Consider the following 16,399-nt stretch of genomic DNA (forward strand, 5'->3'; position numbering starts at 1 on the left):
GGTAATTAAACTACAAATCTACCTGGTTTGAAAACCTGACCACAAGCCTTATTCCAAACCCAGGGCGTCGCGCACCAGCGATTCAACGCTTGCCAGCGCCGTCTCCAGGTGCTCGGGCTGCTCGCCACCGGCTTGTGCGAAGTCGGGGCGTCCGCCACCCTTGCCGCCGACCTGCTCCGCCACCTGGCGGACCAGATCGCCGGCCTTGATGCGGTCGGTGCAGTCCTTGCTGACCCCGGCCACCAACCGCACTTTGTCTCCGGCCACGGCACCCAGGACGATGACGGCCGTCCCCAGCTTGTTGCGAAGCTGGTCCACGGTGTCCCGCAGCGCCTTGTTGTCGGCATCGACCCGCGCCGCCACCACCTTGACGCCACCGATGTCCACCGCCTGGCCGGCGAGATCGCTGCCCGCCTGGCTGGCCAGCTTCTGCTTCAGCCGCTCCAGCTCCTTCTCCTGGCCCTTGAGCCGGTCCACCAGTTGGGCCACCCGGACCGCCGCGTTATCAGGACTGGCCTTGACCGTCTCCGCCACCTGGACCAGGCGCTGCTCCGTCCGCTGGACCCACATCACCGCGCGGTCGCCGGTAACAGCCTCGATCCGCCGGACGCCGCCGGCCACGCCGCCCTCGCTGATCAGCTTGCACAGGCCGATATCCCCGGTGCGCTCGACGTGGGTGCCACCACAAAGCTCGATGGAGAACTCCCCGAAGCGCAGCACCCGCACCTGGTCCCCGTACTTCTCGCCGAACAGGGCCATGGCGCCGGTCTCGATGGCATCGTCATAGGCCATGTGCTCAATGTCGGCCGCCCGGTTGGCGCGAATCTCGTCATTGACGATCCGCTCGATCTGCTCCAGTTGCTCGGTTGAAGGGGCCTCGTAGTGGGCGAAATCGAAGCGCAGCCGGTCGGGGGCCACCAGCGACCCTTTCTGCTGAACATGGGTGCCCAGCACGCCGCGCAGCGCCGCGTGCAGCAGGTGGGTGGCGGAGTGGTTGAGCGCGGTGGCCCAGCGGGTCTCCGCGTCCACTTGCGCCCGGAGCCGATCCCCCACGTGGATCCGGCCCTCGCGGAGCCGGCCCAGATGGCCGTGGCCCTCGCCCTGCTTGAGGGTATCGCGCACCTCGAAGACCTCACCCCCCGCGGTCTCCAGCACACCCTGGTCACCCACTTGGCCGCCGGACTCCGCATAGAACGGGGTCTGATCAAGGATGACCATGCCTTCTTCGCCGGCCGACAGTGTCTGCACGCTACGCCCATCCCTGAAAAGGGCCAGCACCTCGCCGTGCCCTTCCAGTTGATCGTAGCCTATAAAATGCGACTCTCCTTCGAACTGTTCCCCCTCGCCGTGCTGGACCTTGAACTGGCTGTGGGCGCGGGCCCGCTCGCGCTGGGCCGCCATGCAGGCCTCAAAGCCGGCCATGTCCAGGGTGAGGTCGCGCTCGCGGGCGATGTCGGCGGTCAGATCCACCGGGAAGCCGTAGGTGTCCGCCAGTTTGAAGACCGTCTCGCCCGGGATCTCGGCGCCCGTGAGCTGCCGGAGGTCCTCCTCCAGCAGCTTCAGGCCCTGCTCCAGGGTCTCGCGGAAGCGCTGCTCCTCTTGCAGCAGCAGGCGCTCCACCAACGCCTGGCGCTCGGGCAGTTCCGGGAAGGCCCCACCCATCTCATCGGCCAGCGGCTGCACCAGGCGGTGGAAGAAGGGTTCGTCGATCCCCAGCTTGTAGCCGTGCCGCACCGCCCGGCGGATGATCCGGCGCAGAACATAGCCGCGGCCGTCATTGGCCGGAACCACCCCGTCGGTAATGAGGAACGCGCAGGCGCGGATGTGATCGGCAATGACCTTCAGCGAGGCGTTGTCCGAATCCTCCGGCAACCCCGCCAGTGCGGCGGCAGCACCGATCAAACGGCGGAACAGGTCGATCTCGAAATTGGAATGCACCCCCTGGACCACGGCCGCCAGGCGCTCCAGCCCCATGCCGGTGTCCACACAGGGCATGGGCAGCGGGGCCAGTCGGCCCTCGGCGTCCCGGTCGTATTGCATGAAGACCAGGTTCCAGATCTCCACGTAACGGTCGCCGTCCTCCTCGGGGCTGCCCGGGGGCCCGCCGGGCACCTCCGGGCCGTGATCGTAGAAGATCTCGGAGCAGGGGCCGCAGGGACCGGTATCGCCCATGGACCAAAAGTTGTCCGCCGCGCCGATGCGGCCGAAACGCTCCGGGTCCACGCCGATCTCGTTCAACCAGATATCGGCCGCCTCATCGTCCTCCTCATAGACGGTGACCCACAAACGCTCGGCGGGCAGGCCAATGGTCCGGGTCAGGAATTCCCAGGCGTATTCAATGGCTTCACGCTTGAAGTAGTCACCGAAGCTGAAGTTGCCCAGCATCTCGAAGAAGGTGTGGTGGCGGGCGGTGTAACCGACGTTATCCAGGTCATTGTGCTTGCCGCCGGCCCGCACACAGCGCTGGCTGCTGCAGGCCCGCGTATAGCCACGCTGCTCCTTGCCCAGGAACACGTCCTTAAACGGCACCATGCCGGCGTTGGTGAATAGCAGCGTCGGGTCGTTGGCGGGCACGAGGGGGCTGCTGGGCACCACGGTGTGCCCCCGGTGCTCGAAGAACTCCAGAAAGGCGTTGCGAATCTCTGCGCTGCTCTTCATGTACTTGCCGTTGTCCGTTAGCCCGGCCGGTTTGGCCGGTGGTTGCCGTTAATCGGGCTGTGCCGCCGCCGACATCACCTGCCGGATATGCCCGGCGGCAAACCCCCTTCGTTCCAGATAGCGCTGCTGCCGGGCCCGCTCCCGCAGGTCCGCCGGGGCCGTCCCAAAACGGCGGGCCCACACCTGACGGGCCAGGTCTGCCCAGTCGATCTGCCGCTCCACCTCTGCCAATGCCGGGCCGGCCACGGCATCGGCCACGCCCCGCTCGCGCAACTCGGCACGGATCCGCAGCGGCCCGTACCCCTGCTCCACACGGTGGCGGACCCAGCTCTCGGCATAGCGGGCGTCGCTCTGCAGCCCCTCCTGCGCCAAGCGGGCGATGACGGCGTCGGCCAGTTCCTCGGGAACCCCTCGCCGGGTCAGCTTGAAGGCGAGTTCGCGGACGGAATGCTCACGCCGCGCGAGCAGGCGGATGGCCTGCTCGCGCACCTCGGCTTCGCGCTCCAAGGCGGCCTCAGGCCTCCTGACCGCTTTCGGTGCCCTGGGCCTCGCTGGATGGGGCCCGCCCGGGCAGCAGCTTGTCGCGGATCTGCTTTTCCAGTTCCGCGGCCAGTTCCGGGTGCTCTTTGAGGTAGTTGCGGACGTTGTCTTTGCCCTGGCCAATGCGGTCGCCGTTGTGGCTGTACCAGGCCCCGGCCTTCTCGATCAGGCCCTCCTTGACACCCAGGTCGATCAACTCCCCCTCGTGGGAGATACCCTGGCCGTAGAGGATCTCGAACTCCGCCTGCTTGAACGGCGGCGCCATCTTGTTCTTGACCACCTTGACCCGGGTCTCGTTGCCCAGGACCTCGTCGCCCTTCTTGATGGCACCCAGGCGACGGATATCCATGCGCACCGAGCTGTAGAATTTCAGCGCGTTACCCCCGGTGGTGGTCTCGGGGCTGCCGAACATTACCCCAATCTTCATGCGGATCTGATTGATGAAGATAACCAGGGTGTTGGAGCGTTTGATGTTGGCGGTGAGCTTGCGCAGGGCTTGGGACATCAGCCGCGCCTGCAGGCCCACGTGAGAGTCGCCCATCTCGCCCTCGATCTCGGCCTTGGGCGTGAGCGCGGCGACCGAGTCCACCACCACCACGTCCACGGCGCCGGAACGGACCAGCATGTCGGTGATCTCCAGCGCCTGCTCGCCGGTGTCCGGCTGGGAGACCAGCAGGTCGTCCAGGTTGACCCCCAGCTTCTCTGCGTAGTCGGGGTCCAGTGCGTGCTCGGCGTCGACGAAGGCGGCGGTGCCGCCCGCCTTCTGCGCCTCGGCGATCGCGTGCAGGGTCAGGGTGGTCTTGCCGGAGGACTCCGGGCCGTAGATCTCCACCACCCGCCCCTTGGGCAGGCCGCCCACGCCCAGGGCGATATCGAGCTGCAGCGAGCCGGTGGAGATGACCTCCACGTCGCCGCGCACGGCGCGGGCATCACCCATGCGCATGACCGCGCCCTTGCCAAACTGCCGTTCGATCTGTCCCAGGGCAGCGCCCAGTGCTTTCTTGCGATTTTCGTCCATGTGCGGCCCTCGTGAACCGGTTCACAAACGGGTGCCCGCCACTCCCGGCGCCGGGCGTAAAGGGGGGACATTATTCCATACTAGGCCTGGGTCTCGCACCCTTGCGTGGGAGACGGCGCCGGCGGCGCCAACCCTAGCCGGCGTCGCCGCCGAGGCGCTCCCGGAGACCATCCAAGGCCAGGGCCACGGCCTCCCGGCGCACGGCCTCGCGATCACCGGCGAACAGGCGGCGCTCGCAACAGACGCGCCCGCTCGGCAGGGCCCAGCCGAACCAGACCAGGCCCACCGGTTTCTCCGCCGTGCCACCCGTCGGACCCGCCACACCGCTGACCGACAACGCCGCATTGGCGCCGGAGCGTTCGCGGGCGCCGGCCGCCAAGGCCTCGACCACCGGTGCGCTGACCGCCCCGTGGCGTGCCAGCAGCGCCTCCGGCACACCGAGATCGGCCACCTTGGCGGCATTGGAGTAGACAATCCAACCGCGCTCGAACCAGTCGGAGCTCCCGGCCAGATCGGTGATCACCTTGCCGATCCAGCCCCCGGTGCAGGACTCGGCCACCGCCAACCGCCATTGCCGGCGCGTGAGCAGCTCGGCCAGGCGCCCGGCCCGTTCCGCCAGGGCCGCATCATCGTTTAGCATGAGCCCCCTTCCCCTTTACGGCAGTCGATGGAGCATAACCAGCACAATGGCCCAGTCCAGTCCCAAGGCATCGTCGCGGCATACGCCCATGATGCGCCAGTTCCTGCGCATCAAGGCCGAACACCCGGACATCCTGCTCTTCTACCGGATGGGCGATTTCTACGAACTATTCTACGAGGATGCCGAACGGGCCGCGAAGCTGCTGGACATCACCCTGACCACCCGCGGGCAGTCCGCCGGCGAACCCATCCCCATGGCCGGCGTGCCGGTGCACGCGGTGGAGAGCTATCTGGCGCGGCTGGTGCGCCAGGGCGAATCGGTGGCCATCTGCGAACAGATCGGCGACCCGGACAACAGCAAGGGCCCGGTGGAGCGGCAGGTGGTGCGTATCGTCACCCCCGGCACCCTGACTGACGAGGCCCTGCTCGAGGAACGTCAAAGCAACATCCTGGCGGCCCTGAGCTGCCATCAATCGCGCTGGGGGCTGGCCAGCCTGGAGCTCTCCAGCGGCCGGTTCAGCCTCACCGAACCTGCCGACGAGCAGGCCCTTGCCGCCGACCTGGAGCGGCTGAACCCCGCCGAGTTGCTGGTGGACGAGGCGCTCACCCTGCCCACGGGCCTGGCCGTGGGGCCGGGGCTCACCCGCCGGCCACCCTGGCACTTCGAGCTCGATACCGCAACCGACCTACTCACAGAGCAGTTCGGCACCCGCGATCTGGCCGGCTTCGGCGCCCAGGACCACAGCGCAGGGCTCGCCGCCGCCGGCGCCCTGCTCCAGTACGTCCGTGAGACCCAGCGCTCCGCCCTGCCCCATATCCGCAGGCTGCAGGTGGAACACGGCGATCAGGCCATCGTCATCGACGCCGCCAGCCGCCGGAACCTTGAGCTGGAACGCAACCTCTCCGGGGGCACCGAACACACCCTTGCCTCGGTGCTGGACAGTACCGTCAACGCAATGGGCAGCCGCCTGCTGCGCCGCTGGCTCAACCGCCCGCTGCGCGACCGCACCACCCTGCAGGCCCGCCACCAGGCCGTGGAGATCCTGATGGCCGAGTCCCTGACCGAGGCGCTTCGCCGCCAGCTCCGGGGAATCAGCGACGTGGAGCGCATCCTTGCCCGGGTGGCATTGGGCAGCGCCCGGCCCCGGGATCTCACTGGCCTGCGGGAGACGCTCGCCCGGCTCCCGGACATCCAGGCCACCCTCACCGGTGCCGGCGCTCCTCGGCTGGTGGACCTGGCGGCGCAGTGCGGGGAACACCCGCAGACCCTGGACCACTTGCGCCGCGCCCTGGTGGACCAGCCACCGGTGGTGATCCGCGACGGCGGGGTCATCGCCGAAGGCTATGATGCGACCCTGGATGAGTTGCGGACGCTTTCAGAAAACGCCGATAACTACTTGTTGGAACTCGAACAACGCGAGCGGGAACGCACGGGGATCAGCACCCTGAAGGTGGGTTATAACCGGGTACACGGCTACTACATCGAGGTCACCCGCGCCCAGGCTGATGCGGTGCCCGCCGAGTATGTCCGACGCCAGACCCTCAAAGGGGTGGAGCGCTATATCCTCCCTGAACTCAAGGCCTTCGAGGACAAAGTGCTGTCGGCACGTGAAAAGGCCCTGGCCCGCGAGAAGGTCCTCTATGAGCAATTGCTCGCCAGCCTGGCCAGCGACCTGGCGCCGCTTCAGGACACCGCCGCGGCACTGGCGGAGCTGGACACCCTGGCCGCCTTCGCGGAACGCGCGCAGGCGCTGGACTACTCTCGCCCGGAACTGCGCGATGGGGCGGGACTGCGCATTGAGGCCGGCCGGCACCCGGTGGTGGAATACAGCCTCGACGGCCCCTTCGTCCCCAACGACCTGACACTGGACGACCGCAGGCGGATGCTGATCATCACCGGGCCCAACATGGGGGGCAAGTCCACCTATATGCGCCAGGTGGCGCTGATCACCCTGATGGCGCATATCGGCAGTTTTGTACCGGCGCGCGCCGCCAGCCTGGGCCCGGTGGATCGGATCTTCACCCGGATCGGCGCCTCCGACGACCTGGCCGGTGGCCGCTCCACCTTCATGGTGGAGATGACCGAGACGGCGAACATCCTGCACAACGCCACCGCGCAAAGCCTGGTGTTAATGGACGAAATCGGGCGAGGCACCAGCACCTTCGACGGCCTGGCCCTGGCCTGGGCGACCGCCGAACGGCTGGCCCGCGACCAGCGCGCCTACACCCTTTTCGCCACCCACTATTTCGAGATGACAGCGCTGCCCGAGCAATGTCCCGGTGCCAGCAACGTCCACCTGGATGCCGTGGAGCACGGCGAGCGCATCGTCTTTCTGCATGCGGTCAAACCCGGCCCGGCGAGCCAGAGCTACGGCCTCCAGGTGGCCGCGTTGGCGGGCGTCCCCGGGCCGGTGCTGGAGGCCGCCCGCGAGAAGCTGCGGGCGCTCGAAGAGGAGAGTTCCCGCCAGAGGGCCGAGCCGGATCAGCTCTCACTCTTCGCGGAACCGGCGCCGCCCCCACCCCTGCCCAGTGCCGCCGAGCAGGCGCTGTCGGAGGTGGACCCGGACGAACTCTCACCCCGCCAGGCCCTGGACCTGCTCTACCGTCTGAAGGCGTTGACCAGTGGCGAGGAAGGGGCGGACAAAAAGGCGCGGGGCGATGCAGTCGATGCCCGGAGTCGCTAGAATAGCGCCGACCCGGCAGGCGTGAGACCCTGCCAAAACGGATCAGACACCCGCGCGGCGGGCCCTCGGCCCGCTGCGTATCGACCTTGCGATTAGGGAGCGACGCAATGACCTACGTCGTCACTGAGAACTGCATTAAGTGCAAGTACACGGATTGCGTGGAAGTGTGCCCGGTGGACTGCTTCCACGAAGGCCCGAACTTCCTCGTGATCGATCCCGATGAATGCATCGACTGCACCCTCTGCGAGCCGGAGTGCCCCGCCGAGGCGATCTACTCGGAGGATGACCTGCCCGCCGGTCAGGAGGAGTTCCTGGCACTGAACGCGGAACTGGCCCAAGAGTGGCCGGTGATCACCGAGCAGAAGGACCCGCCGGAGGATGCCGACGAGTGGGACGGCAAGCCCAACAAGCTGGAGCTGCTCGAGCGCTGACCCGGCGCGGCGGCAGACCATCGATCCTCACGCCAAAAGGGCGGCCATATGGCCGCCCTTTTTCAATAGGTTAACGGATATTTCTCCCCGTCACCGCGAGGGCCAGCGGGTTTCTCCCCGTCATCGCGAGCCCCCCTCCCCGCTGCGCGGGCCCGAATCAACGAGGAACGGGGCACCCCCGGTCATCGCGAGCCCGCCCCCCGCTGCGCGGGCCCGAATCAGGGAAGAACGGCGGGGCTGCCATGGCGAGGGCCGCGGGTTTTCGGTCGTCATCGCGAGGGGGGCGCCCCACCCGTCATCGCGAGGGCCGAAGGCCTTTCCCCCGTCATCGCGAGGGCCGAAGGCCCGCGGCGATCCAGGGCGGTAGACTGCCACGTCGGCTTCGCCTCCTCGCAGTGACGGTGGGGGGGGTCCGCGCTCGCAGTGAGGGTAGGGGGCGCCCGCAGCGTCTGGCCATGTTCATCAAGAGGGCCGAAGGCTTTCCTCGTCATCGCGAGCCCCCCGCCCCGCTGCGCGGGCCCGAATCAACGAGGAACGGGGCACCCCTGTCATTGCCAGGGCCGAAGGCTTTCCCCCCGTCATCGCGAGGGCCGAAGGCCCGTGGCGATCCAGAGGGGTAGACTGCCACGTCGGCTTCGCCTCCTCGCAGTGACGGTGGGGGTGGGTCCGCGTTCACAGTGAGGGTAGGGGGCGCCCGCAGCGTCTGGCCATGTTCATCAAGAGGGCCGAAGGCCCGCGGCGATCCAGGGCGGTAAACTGCCACGTCGGCTTCGCCTCCTCGCAGTGACGGTGGGGGCGCGGCGCCTCCTCGCAGTGACCGGGTGGTTCAGGGCTGCTTGCTGCTGTTAGCCGCCGCTTCCAGTACCTGCAGCAGGTTCTCCGGCGAGGCGTAGCCCTGCTGCATCACCCCCTCGCTGCTGATCATGGTGGGGGTGCCGCGCACCTGCAGCTCCCGGGCCAGGGCCAAGTGATCGGCGATCGGGGTCTCGCACTCCGCCCCGCTCTCCACCGGTTCGCCCCGTTTCGCCTTGGTCATGGCGGCATGCCGGTCCTCGGCGCACCATACCGCTTCCGACTGCCGATAGGACTCACTGCCCTCGCCGGCCCGCGGCATGAACAGGTAGCGGATCTCGATGCCCTTGTCGGTGTAGTCGTCGATCTCCTGGTGCATCCGCTGGCAGTAGGGGCATTCGATGTCCGTAAAGACATTCACCACATAGCGCGTCTCACCATTGGCGGGATAGATCAGCAACTGATCACTGCCCAGCTCCGCGATCCGGGCAGCCCGCTGCTCTCCGCGGCGCAGCTCGGTGAGTGATTGCCGGCTCTCCAGGTCCACCAGTTCGCCCTGGAAGAGGAACCGGCCGTCACCGGTCATGTACACCACGTCACCCGAAACGATGACCTCATAGAGCCCGTCCACCGGTGTCTCGTTGACCGCATCGGCACTCAGTTCCGGGCTCAATCCATGAAGCGCCTCATCGATGCGCTCGTGCACGTTGTCGGCCCAGGCCAGCATGGGCAGACTCCAGAGCACCAATAGAACGGGAAGGGTTTTGCTCATCGTCTTCTGACTCCTTTGGGTGTGTGATGCCTGTTTGATCAGGGTATTGGGTCCAGGTTCCCGGACCGTGTCCGGTTGCTGATCGGTTGTACCCGGCTAGCCCCGGGGGTGGTGCTCGGCATGCAGGGTCTGCAGCCGCTGTCGCGCCACATGGGTATAGATCTGGGTGGTGGAGAGATCGCTGTGGCCGAGCAGAAGCTGTACTACCCGCAGGTCGGCGCCATGGTTCAGCAGATGGGTGGCGAAGGCATGCCGCAGCGTGTGCGGCGAGATGGGGCGCGTGATACCCACCGACCGGGCGTGCTTCTTCACCCGGTACCAGAACGCCTGCCGGGTCAGCCCCTCACCCCGGCCGGTGACAAAGACCGCGTCGCTCACCCGTCGCCCCAACAGGGCCGGCCGGCCTTCCCGCAACCACTGTTGCACCTGCTCCAACGCCGTTTCGCCCAGCGGCACCAGCCGCTCGCGCCCCCCCTTGCCCACCACCCGGACCAGCCCCTGGGACAGGGACAGCTCCGACAGGCTCAGGCCGACCAACTCCGACACCCGCAGGCCGCTGGCGTAGAGCACCTCCAGCATGCAGCGGTCGCGCTGGCCCAAAGGGGTCTCCGGGTCCGGGGCGGCGAGCAGGCGCTCGACCTCTGATTCACTCAACCCCCCCGGCAACGGCCGCCCCAGCCGCGGGCTCTCTACGTCCCGTGTCGGATCCTCGGCCACCCGGCCCTCGCGAAGCTGATAGCGGTAAAACCGGCGGAGGCTGGTGAGCAGGCGGGCGACACTGCGCGGTTTTGCGCCCTGACCCAACCGCCCGCCCAGATAGGCCAGCACCTGATCGCGCCGGGCACTCAACAGGCTGCCGCCCTGCCCGCCCAGCCAGCGCTGGAAGCCCAACAGGTCGCTGCGATAGGCGGACAGGGTGCGCTCACCCAGGCCCTGCTCCATCCACAAGGCATCGAGGAAGGCCTCCAGTTCCGCTAATGGCGTCTCAGCGCTGTTCGTCGCTGCTGTCACCGCTTCGGTCGTCCGAATCGTCGAAGGCCGCGGCCATACGGTTGAACGCATTCATCATCTCCAGCGGCAGCGGGAAGATGATGGTGGAATTCTGCTCTCCGGCGATATTGCTCAGCGTCTGCAGATAGCGCAACTGCAACGCCTGCGGGTTACGGGACAGGATGTTGGCCGCCGCGGTGAGCTGCTCCGATGCCTGGCGCTCACCCTCGGCGTGAATGATCTTGGCGCGCCGGCTACGCTCGGCCTCCGCCTGCTGGGCAATGGCGCGGATCATGCTCTCATCGATGTCCACGTGCTTGATCTCCACGTTGGAGACCTTGATGCCCCAGGCATCGGTCTGGGAGTCGAGAATGTTCTGGATATCCTCGTTGAGCTTGTCACGTTCCGCCAGCAATTCATCCAACTCGTGCTGGCCGAGCACTGAGCGCAACGTGGTCTGCGCCAGCTGGCTGGTGGCGGCGAAGTAGTCCTCCACGTTGATCACCGCCCGCTCCGGGTCAACCACCCGGAAATAGATCACGGCATTCACGCTCACCGACACGTTGTCCTTGGTGATGACGTCCTGGCTCGGCACGTCCATGGTCACCGTGCGCAGGTCGGTCCGCACCATCTGTTGGATGATGGGGATGACCAGGATCAGGCCCGGCCCCTTGACCTTATAAAAACGCCCGAGCTGGAAGATCACGCCGCGCTCATACTCGCGCAGCACCCGGATCGCCGACGCGATGATCGCGACGATCAGGGCGAGAACGACAATCAGTGTTGTCTCCATGAAGTGCTCCTTATCAGATTAACCCGCTGAGAGTGACCGAATCCTTGGAACCGCTGCTCGTTACAGAATAGACCCGTGGTCACGCTGCCATCCAGTACTCGGGAACACAAGCGCGGGACCGGCACGGGTTACAATGCCGTCATGACAGAGCGAGACCCGATACCAACGCGGCATGCCACCCGCTGGCTGCTGCAATGCCGCCCCGGCTTCGGCGCCGACCTGGCCGCGGAGCTCGCGGCCTGGAGCAGCGATGCCGGGGTGGCCGGCTGGCCGCGCGTGGAGAACGACCAGGGCCGGGTGGATTTCCACAGTGCGGATGGCCGGCCGCTGCCAACCCCACCGGCACTCACCTTCGCCCGCCAGGCCTGGCCGGTGGTGGCGGACTGCCCGCAATTGCCGGAACGGGACCGCGTCGGGGCGCTGCTGGAGGCGCTGGCGCCCCACCTGCCGGAGGCGTTGGCCGGGGTCTGGCTGGAGCATCCGGACACCAACGACGGTAAGGCGTTGGGGCGGTTCTGCCGCAAATTCCGCCCGCACCTGGAACGGGCCCTCCGGGAGCGGGGGGTGGCCCTGGAGCGTGCCGGCGCGCCCCGCTTACACCTCTGGTTTGCCGATTCCCGCCAGGTGGTCGCCGGCCTGGCCCCCGCCGGCAGCGGCCGGCCCTGGCCCATGGGCATACCCCGCCTGCGCCTGCCCCGCGCCGCCCCCAGCCGCTCTGCCCTGAAGCTGGAGGAGGCCGTCGGTTGGTTACTGACACCGGTGGAGCGTGAGGCTGCACTGCGGCCCGGGATGAGCGCGGTGGACCTGGGTGCCGCGCCGGGCGGCTGGACCTGGGTGCTCCGCCAGGCCGGTCTTCACGTGACCGCCGTGGACAACGGGCCGCTGGCCGAGTCGCTGCGCGCCGACCGCGCCGTCCGCCACCTGCGTGAGGACGGTTTTCGCTATCGGCCGCCCCACCGGGTGGACTGGCTCGTCTGCGACATGGTGGAGCAACCCCATCGGGTTGCACGCCTGGTCCGCCACTGGCTTGTCTCCGGCTGGTGCGGCCGCGCCCTGTTCAACCTCAAGTTGCCCATGAGGCGGCGATGGCAGTGCGTGGCCGAGTGCCGCGCGCTGGTCACCGGCGGCTCCGGCGAACTCGGCTGGCGGTCGGCCCAGCTCTACCACGACCGCGAGGAAATCACCGTCCTGGCCTGGCGGCCGGCCGCAGGGTCACGGGGTTAGACGCCGGCCCTCCCCCACGTTATCATCGGGATATCTCACCGCTTACGAGCGGCGCCCCGCCGCCGGCCAAAGTAGATTGTTATGAACCTTCAGGAACTGCTTGAAACCTTTGAACTATTGGATCAATGGGATGAGCGCTACCGGGTACTGATCGACCTGGGGCGCAGCCTCCCGGCGTTTCCAGAGGAGGCCCGCACCGAGGACAACCGGGTGGAGGGCTGCACCAGTAACGTCTGGTTGATCCACGAGACCACCGACGATGAGCCGCCGCGGCATGTCTTCCGTGCCGACAGCGATGCCTTTATCGTCAAGGGCCTGATCGCCATCGTGCTGATGGCCTATTCCGGGCGCACCCAGGAGGAGATCCGCGGGACAGACATCCGCGATATCTTCACCCGCCTCGGGTTGGAGCAGAACCTGAGCCCCAACCGCCGTGACGGTTTCTACGCCATGGTCGAGCGCATCCACGAACTCTCCGGTGCCCAGACCCAATCCGCCTGATCGTACGATTCAACCCTCAAATAACGGTCAATGAAGACAGGAAAAGAAGACCGCATCAGCGAAATCACCCTCAAGCGGCTCACCCTCGAAGAACTCCAGGCCCTGGCCAAGCGGGTGGAAGACGAACTGGAGACCCGGGCCTTCGCCGAGAGCATGGAGGCTCAGGTGCGACTGTTCATGCGGCGACGCGACGCCTGACCGGCGTCGGCCGCCCCTTCGCCAGGCAGGCCCCCATGCGCCGTCCCGCAGGTTTCACCGCCCTGGCCCTGATACTGGTCTTCCTGCTGGCGGCCTGCAGTGTCCACGGGGCGGACCCGAGGGCGCCGGCCGGGCCCGGCAGTGCGCACCTCGAGCCCGGCCATGTCCGCATGGGCGACGGCGAGCCGCTGCGGCTGCGCCGTTTCGGGCCGGAACAGGCACCTGACGCGGTGGTCCTGGCACTGCACGGGCTGAACGACCGTGCCGAGGCCTTTGTCAGCCTCGGCGAGACCCTCGCCGACCACGACATTGCGCTCTACGCCTACGACCAACGCAGCTTCGGCGCCAGCGCCTATCAGGGCCGGTGGCCCGGTGAAGCCACCCTGGTGGAGGACAACCTCGCCATTCTGGCCGCGCTCAGAGAGCGCTACCCCCATCGCCCCCTCTACCTGGCCGGCGAGAGCATGGGCGCCGCGGTGGCCATCCTGGCCGCCGCCCACGCCCCCGATGCCGCTGATCGCCTGATCCTGCTCTCCCCGGCCACCTGGGCCCGGCGCACCCAGCCATGGTACCAGCGCCTGGCCCTTTGGCTGGCGGTCCGCCTGATCCCGGAGCGCACCTTCACCGGCGAGTCCCTCGGTATCCGGCCCACCGACAACGAGGCCGAATTGCGGGCCCTGGGCCGGGACCCGCTGTTCATCAAGGAGACCCGGGTGGCCACCCTCTACGGGGCCACCAACCTGATGGACCATGCCCTGGAGCGGGCCGCCCAGCTCCAGACCCCCACCCTGCTGCTCTACGGGGCCCACGACGAAATCATCCCCCCTGAGGCCATCTGCGCGCTGATCCGGCAACTGCCCCCGACGCTGGATTGGCACTTCGCCTGGTACCCCGACGGCTGGCACATGCTCACCCGGGACCTGAGCGGCGAGCGCGTGCGTACAGACCTCGCCGCCTGGATCCACGACCCCGGCGCCGCCCTGCCCTCAAACGCCCTCCGCCCCGCCGACGAGGCGGTGCACCGCCTCTGCCCGCGCTGATCCTGCGACGTTATGCCGCGGGTCAACTCCGGGGGGTGCGACAACTTGACCCGTACATTCTCATTTTGCTATATTAGTTAGCGTTCTCAGCTTATTCATTATCAATATAAGGGACGTGGCCGGATGGCGACTCGAACCTTCCCGGTCAGAGCGCTCTTTACGGAGCACTGCACTATATTTTCCGGCGGATAGGGATCACTGGCCGGCCATCCTTGGAAAGGACACGCGTCAACCAGATGCAAGAAGCGCCAGAGGGCGCGGAGGAGATAATGAGCAACCGTAGCATCAAAACAGAACGCGCAATCCATAAAGCGCTTACCGAGGCAGGTCTGTCCCGTCGTGATTTCCTGCGCTACTCCGGTGTCGGCGCCATCGGCGCCAGCGCCGTTATGGGCACCGGCGCCCTGCTGCACAGCGGCGAGGCCCAGGCGGTCACCACCAATGCCCGCGTGGTCATCGTAGGCGCCGGCGCGGCCGGTATCTCCTGTGCCAACCGCCTCAACCGCCAGCTCCGGGGCGCCGATATCACCGTCATCGACCGCCGGGAAGACCACCAATACCAACCCGGTCTGACCCTGGTGGCCACCGGCGTCTGGGAGCGCGATAAGGTCGTCGACCGCAACGCCAACTTCCTGCCCTCGGGCGTGAACTGGGTCAAGGCCATGGTCAAGGAGTACGACCCCGACAACAATCGGGTGATCACCGATGACGGTCAGACCATCGAGTATGACTACCTGATGGTGGCCACCGGGCTGCAGGTCAACTACGACGCCTACGAAGGCTACAGCCGCGAGCTGATCGGCGACCATGGCATCGGCTGCGTCTATGACAACGCGGATCATGCCGCCCGCACCTGGCGCCAGATCGACCGCTTTACCCAGAGCGGCGGCAAGGGCCTGTTCATCCGCCCGCCCGGTGCCATCAAGTGCGCCGGCGCGCCGCTGAAGGTCACCATGCTGACCGAGGACCGTCTGCGCCGCCGCGGCACCCGTGCCAATACCGAAATGCACTATTTCGCGCCGGGCACCGGGATGTTCTCCCAGCCGGATATCGACGAGTTCCTCAAGGGGCACTTCCCGGAGCGCGATATCAACCTGCACTGGCACCACGTGGTCAAGGGCATCGACCCGGCGGCCCAGGAGGTGGTCTTCGATACCCCCGACGGTGAGCGTACGGAGGATTACGACTTCATCCACCTGGTGCCGCCGATGAGCGCGCCCGACAGCCTGCGCAACAGCGCCCTGGCCGCCGGCGAGGACAGCAACTTCACCGGCTGGCTGGAGGTGGACCGTTACACCATGCAGCACCAGCGCTACGAGAATGTCTTTGGCGCCGGTGACATCAACGGCGTGCCGATCGGCAAGACGGCCGCCAGCGTCAAGGCGCAGGTGCCGGTCGCCGTGAATAACATGGTGTCCCACATGCAGGGGCGGGAGATGACCGAGTCCTATGACGGCTACACCTCCTGCCCGCTGATCACCGGTATTGGCAAGGCGATCCTGGTGGAGTTCGATTACAACCTGGACATGGTGCCGTCCTTCCCCTTCATCAGCCCCTACGACGAGCACTGGGTGCCCTGGGTGATGAAGGACCGCCTGCTGCATGGCGCCTACAACGCCATGATGCGCGGCCGGGTATAACGCCGCCCCGGTATCGGACGAATCCAAAGGAGGAAAATGATCATGGCCTTTTCGTTGATGGGTATTATTACAGTCGTGCTGGAGGTCTTCCGGGGCCTGCTGCCGTTCGTTCTGCTCTGGGTGGTCATCGACCTGGCGCTGCTTGGCCTGTTTATTGCCCGCAAGTCCTCCCGCAGCGTCAACCTGGCGCTGCCGGTGAAGGCGTCGGTGGGGGTTGGTGTGGTGGTGGCCGTAGTGGCCTTCATCATGCTGCCCGGCTTCACTGGTGCCAGCTTCGCCAACCTGAGCGGCGCGCTGGACTATCTCTCCCTGATCGGCGGCAGCATCGGCTTTGGCGTGGCCTTCGGCGTCCTCGCCTTCCCGCCGCTGCTCTACGTCCTTGGCCTGGGCCCCAGCGAGAGCCACGCCGGGAGCACTGCCACCCAGTCCTGACCGGCCCATCCGCCGGTGACACCAAGCCCCGGGGGCCCGCCCCGGGG

General features: G+C 67.2%; 15 protein-coding genes. 8 read left to right on the plus strand and 7 right to left on the minus strand.

The genetic code is table 11. From position 1 onward, the window contains the following. Window positions 1–48: 48 nt before the first annotated feature. The 4 genes from alaS to MLG_RS07580 all read right to left on the minus strand — a co-directional run bounded on the left by alaS (window position 49) and on the right by MLG_RS07580 (window position 4,856). Complete coding sequence (alaS, locus tag MLG_RS07565) at window positions 49–2,658, minus strand: alanine--tRNA ligase (RefSeq protein ID WP_011629225.1); 2,610 nt, start codon at window positions 2,656–2,658, stop codon at window positions 49–51. Window positions 2,659–2,706: 48 nt separating this feature from the next. Further along, window positions 2,707–3,165, minus strand: coding sequence for a recombination regulator RecX (recX, locus tag MLG_RS07570; protein ID WP_011629226.1), 459 nt, complete (start codon window positions 3,163–3,165; stop codon window positions 2,707–2,709). 7 nt (window positions 3,166–3,172) lie between these two features. Continuing rightward, on the minus strand, window positions 3,173–4,216 hold the full coding sequence (gene recA, locus MLG_RS07575; protein ID WP_011629227.1) for a recombinase RecA: 1,044 nt from the start codon (window positions 4,214–4,216) through the stop codon (window positions 3,173–3,175). A gap of 133 nt (window positions 4,217–4,349) precedes the next feature. Beyond that, window positions 4,350–4,856 (minus strand): CinA family protein, encoded by a 507-nt coding sequence (locus tag MLG_RS07580; RefSeq protein WP_011629228.1) that lies wholly within the window; start codon window positions 4,854–4,856, stop codon window positions 4,350–4,352. A 46-nt stretch (window positions 4,857–4,902) separates the two neighbouring features. On the opposite strand from MLG_RS07580, the gene mutS reads away from it, so the two are divergent. Both mutS and fdxA read left to right on the plus strand, forming a co-directional pair. Beyond that, entirely contained in the window at window positions 4,903–7,539 is a 2,637-nt protein-coding gene (mutS, locus tag MLG_RS07585; RefSeq protein WP_011629229.1) for a DNA mismatch repair protein MutS, read from the plus strand. A gap of 107 nt (window positions 7,540–7,646) precedes the next feature. Continuing rightward, window positions 7,647–7,970 carry a ferredoxin FdxA gene (gene fdxA, locus MLG_RS07590; RefSeq protein ID WP_011629230.1) on the plus strand — a complete coding sequence of 108 codons (324 nt, stop codon included), beginning with the start codon at window positions 7,647–7,649 and terminating at the stop codon, window positions 7,968–7,970. An 826-nt stretch (window positions 7,971–8,796) separates the two neighbouring features. Here fdxA and MLG_RS07595 read toward each other — a convergent pair. The 3 genes from MLG_RS07595 to MLG_RS07605 all read right to left on the minus strand — a co-directional run bounded on the left by MLG_RS07595 (window position 8,797) and on the right by MLG_RS07605 (window position 11,317). Beyond that, window positions 8,797–9,534 carry a DsbC family protein gene (locus MLG_RS07595; protein WP_011629231.1) on the minus strand — a complete coding sequence of 246 codons (738 nt, stop codon included), beginning with the start codon at window positions 9,532–9,534 and terminating at the stop codon, window positions 8,797–8,799. Window positions 9,535–9,630: 96 nt separating this feature from the next. Next, complete coding sequence (gene xerD / locus MLG_RS07600; protein WP_011629232.1) at window positions 9,631–10,545, minus strand: site-specific tyrosine recombinase XerD; 915 nt, start codon at window positions 10,543–10,545, stop codon at window positions 9,631–9,633. Continuing rightward, window positions 10,520–11,317 carry a slipin family protein gene (locus MLG_RS07605; protein WP_011629233.1) on the minus strand — a complete coding sequence of 266 codons (798 nt, stop codon included), beginning with the start codon at window positions 11,315–11,317 and terminating at the stop codon, window positions 10,520–10,522. Before MLG_RS07605 ends, xerD begins: the two co-directional genes overlap by 26 nt. 141 nt (window positions 11,318–11,458) lie before the next feature. On the opposite strand from MLG_RS07605, the gene rlmM reads away from it, so the two are divergent. The 6 genes from rlmM to MLG_RS07630 all read left to right on the plus strand — a co-directional run bounded on the left by rlmM (window position 11,459) and on the right by MLG_RS07630 (window position 16,352). After that, the gene (rlmM, locus tag MLG_RS07610; protein ID WP_011629234.1) at window positions 11,459–12,541 is read left to right on the plus strand and encodes a 23S rRNA (cytidine(2498)-2'-O)-methyltransferase RlmM; all 1,083 of its coding nucleotides are present in this window, start codon (window positions 11,459–11,461) and stop codon (window positions 12,539–12,541) included. 81 nt (window positions 12,542–12,622) lie between these two features. After that, the gene (locus MLG_RS07615; protein WP_011629235.1) at window positions 12,623–13,042 is read left to right on the plus strand and encodes a SufE family protein; all 420 of its coding nucleotides are present in this window, start codon (window positions 12,623–12,625) and stop codon (window positions 13,040–13,042) included. A 30-nt stretch (window positions 13,043–13,072) separates the two neighbouring features. Further along, complete coding sequence (locus tag MLG_RS15565; protein WP_011629236.1) at window positions 13,073–13,240, plus strand: hypothetical protein; 168 nt, start codon at window positions 13,073–13,075, stop codon at window positions 13,238–13,240. A 35-nt stretch (window positions 13,241–13,275) separates the two neighbouring features. After that, entirely contained in the window at window positions 13,276–14,280 is a 1,005-nt protein-coding gene (locus tag MLG_RS07620) for an alpha/beta fold hydrolase (RefSeq protein WP_011629237.1), read from the plus strand. A 269-nt stretch (window positions 14,281–14,549) separates the two neighbouring features. After that, complete coding sequence (locus MLG_RS07625) at window positions 14,550–15,920, plus strand: NAD(P)/FAD-dependent oxidoreductase (protein ID WP_011629238.1); 1,371 nt, start codon at window positions 14,550–14,552, stop codon at window positions 15,918–15,920. A 42-nt stretch (window positions 15,921–15,962) separates the two neighbouring features. Next, window positions 15,963–16,352, plus strand: coding sequence for a hypothetical protein (locus MLG_RS07630; RefSeq protein WP_011629239.1), 390 nt, complete (start codon window positions 15,963–15,965; stop codon window positions 16,350–16,352). Window positions 16,353–16,399 lie beyond the last annotated feature (47 nt).

Source organism: Alkalilimnicola ehrlichii MLHE-1 (genome assembly GCF_000014785.1).
GTDB lineage: Bacteria > Pseudomonadota > Gammaproteobacteria > Nitrococcales > Halorhodospiraceae > Alkalilimnicola > Alkalilimnicola ehrlichii.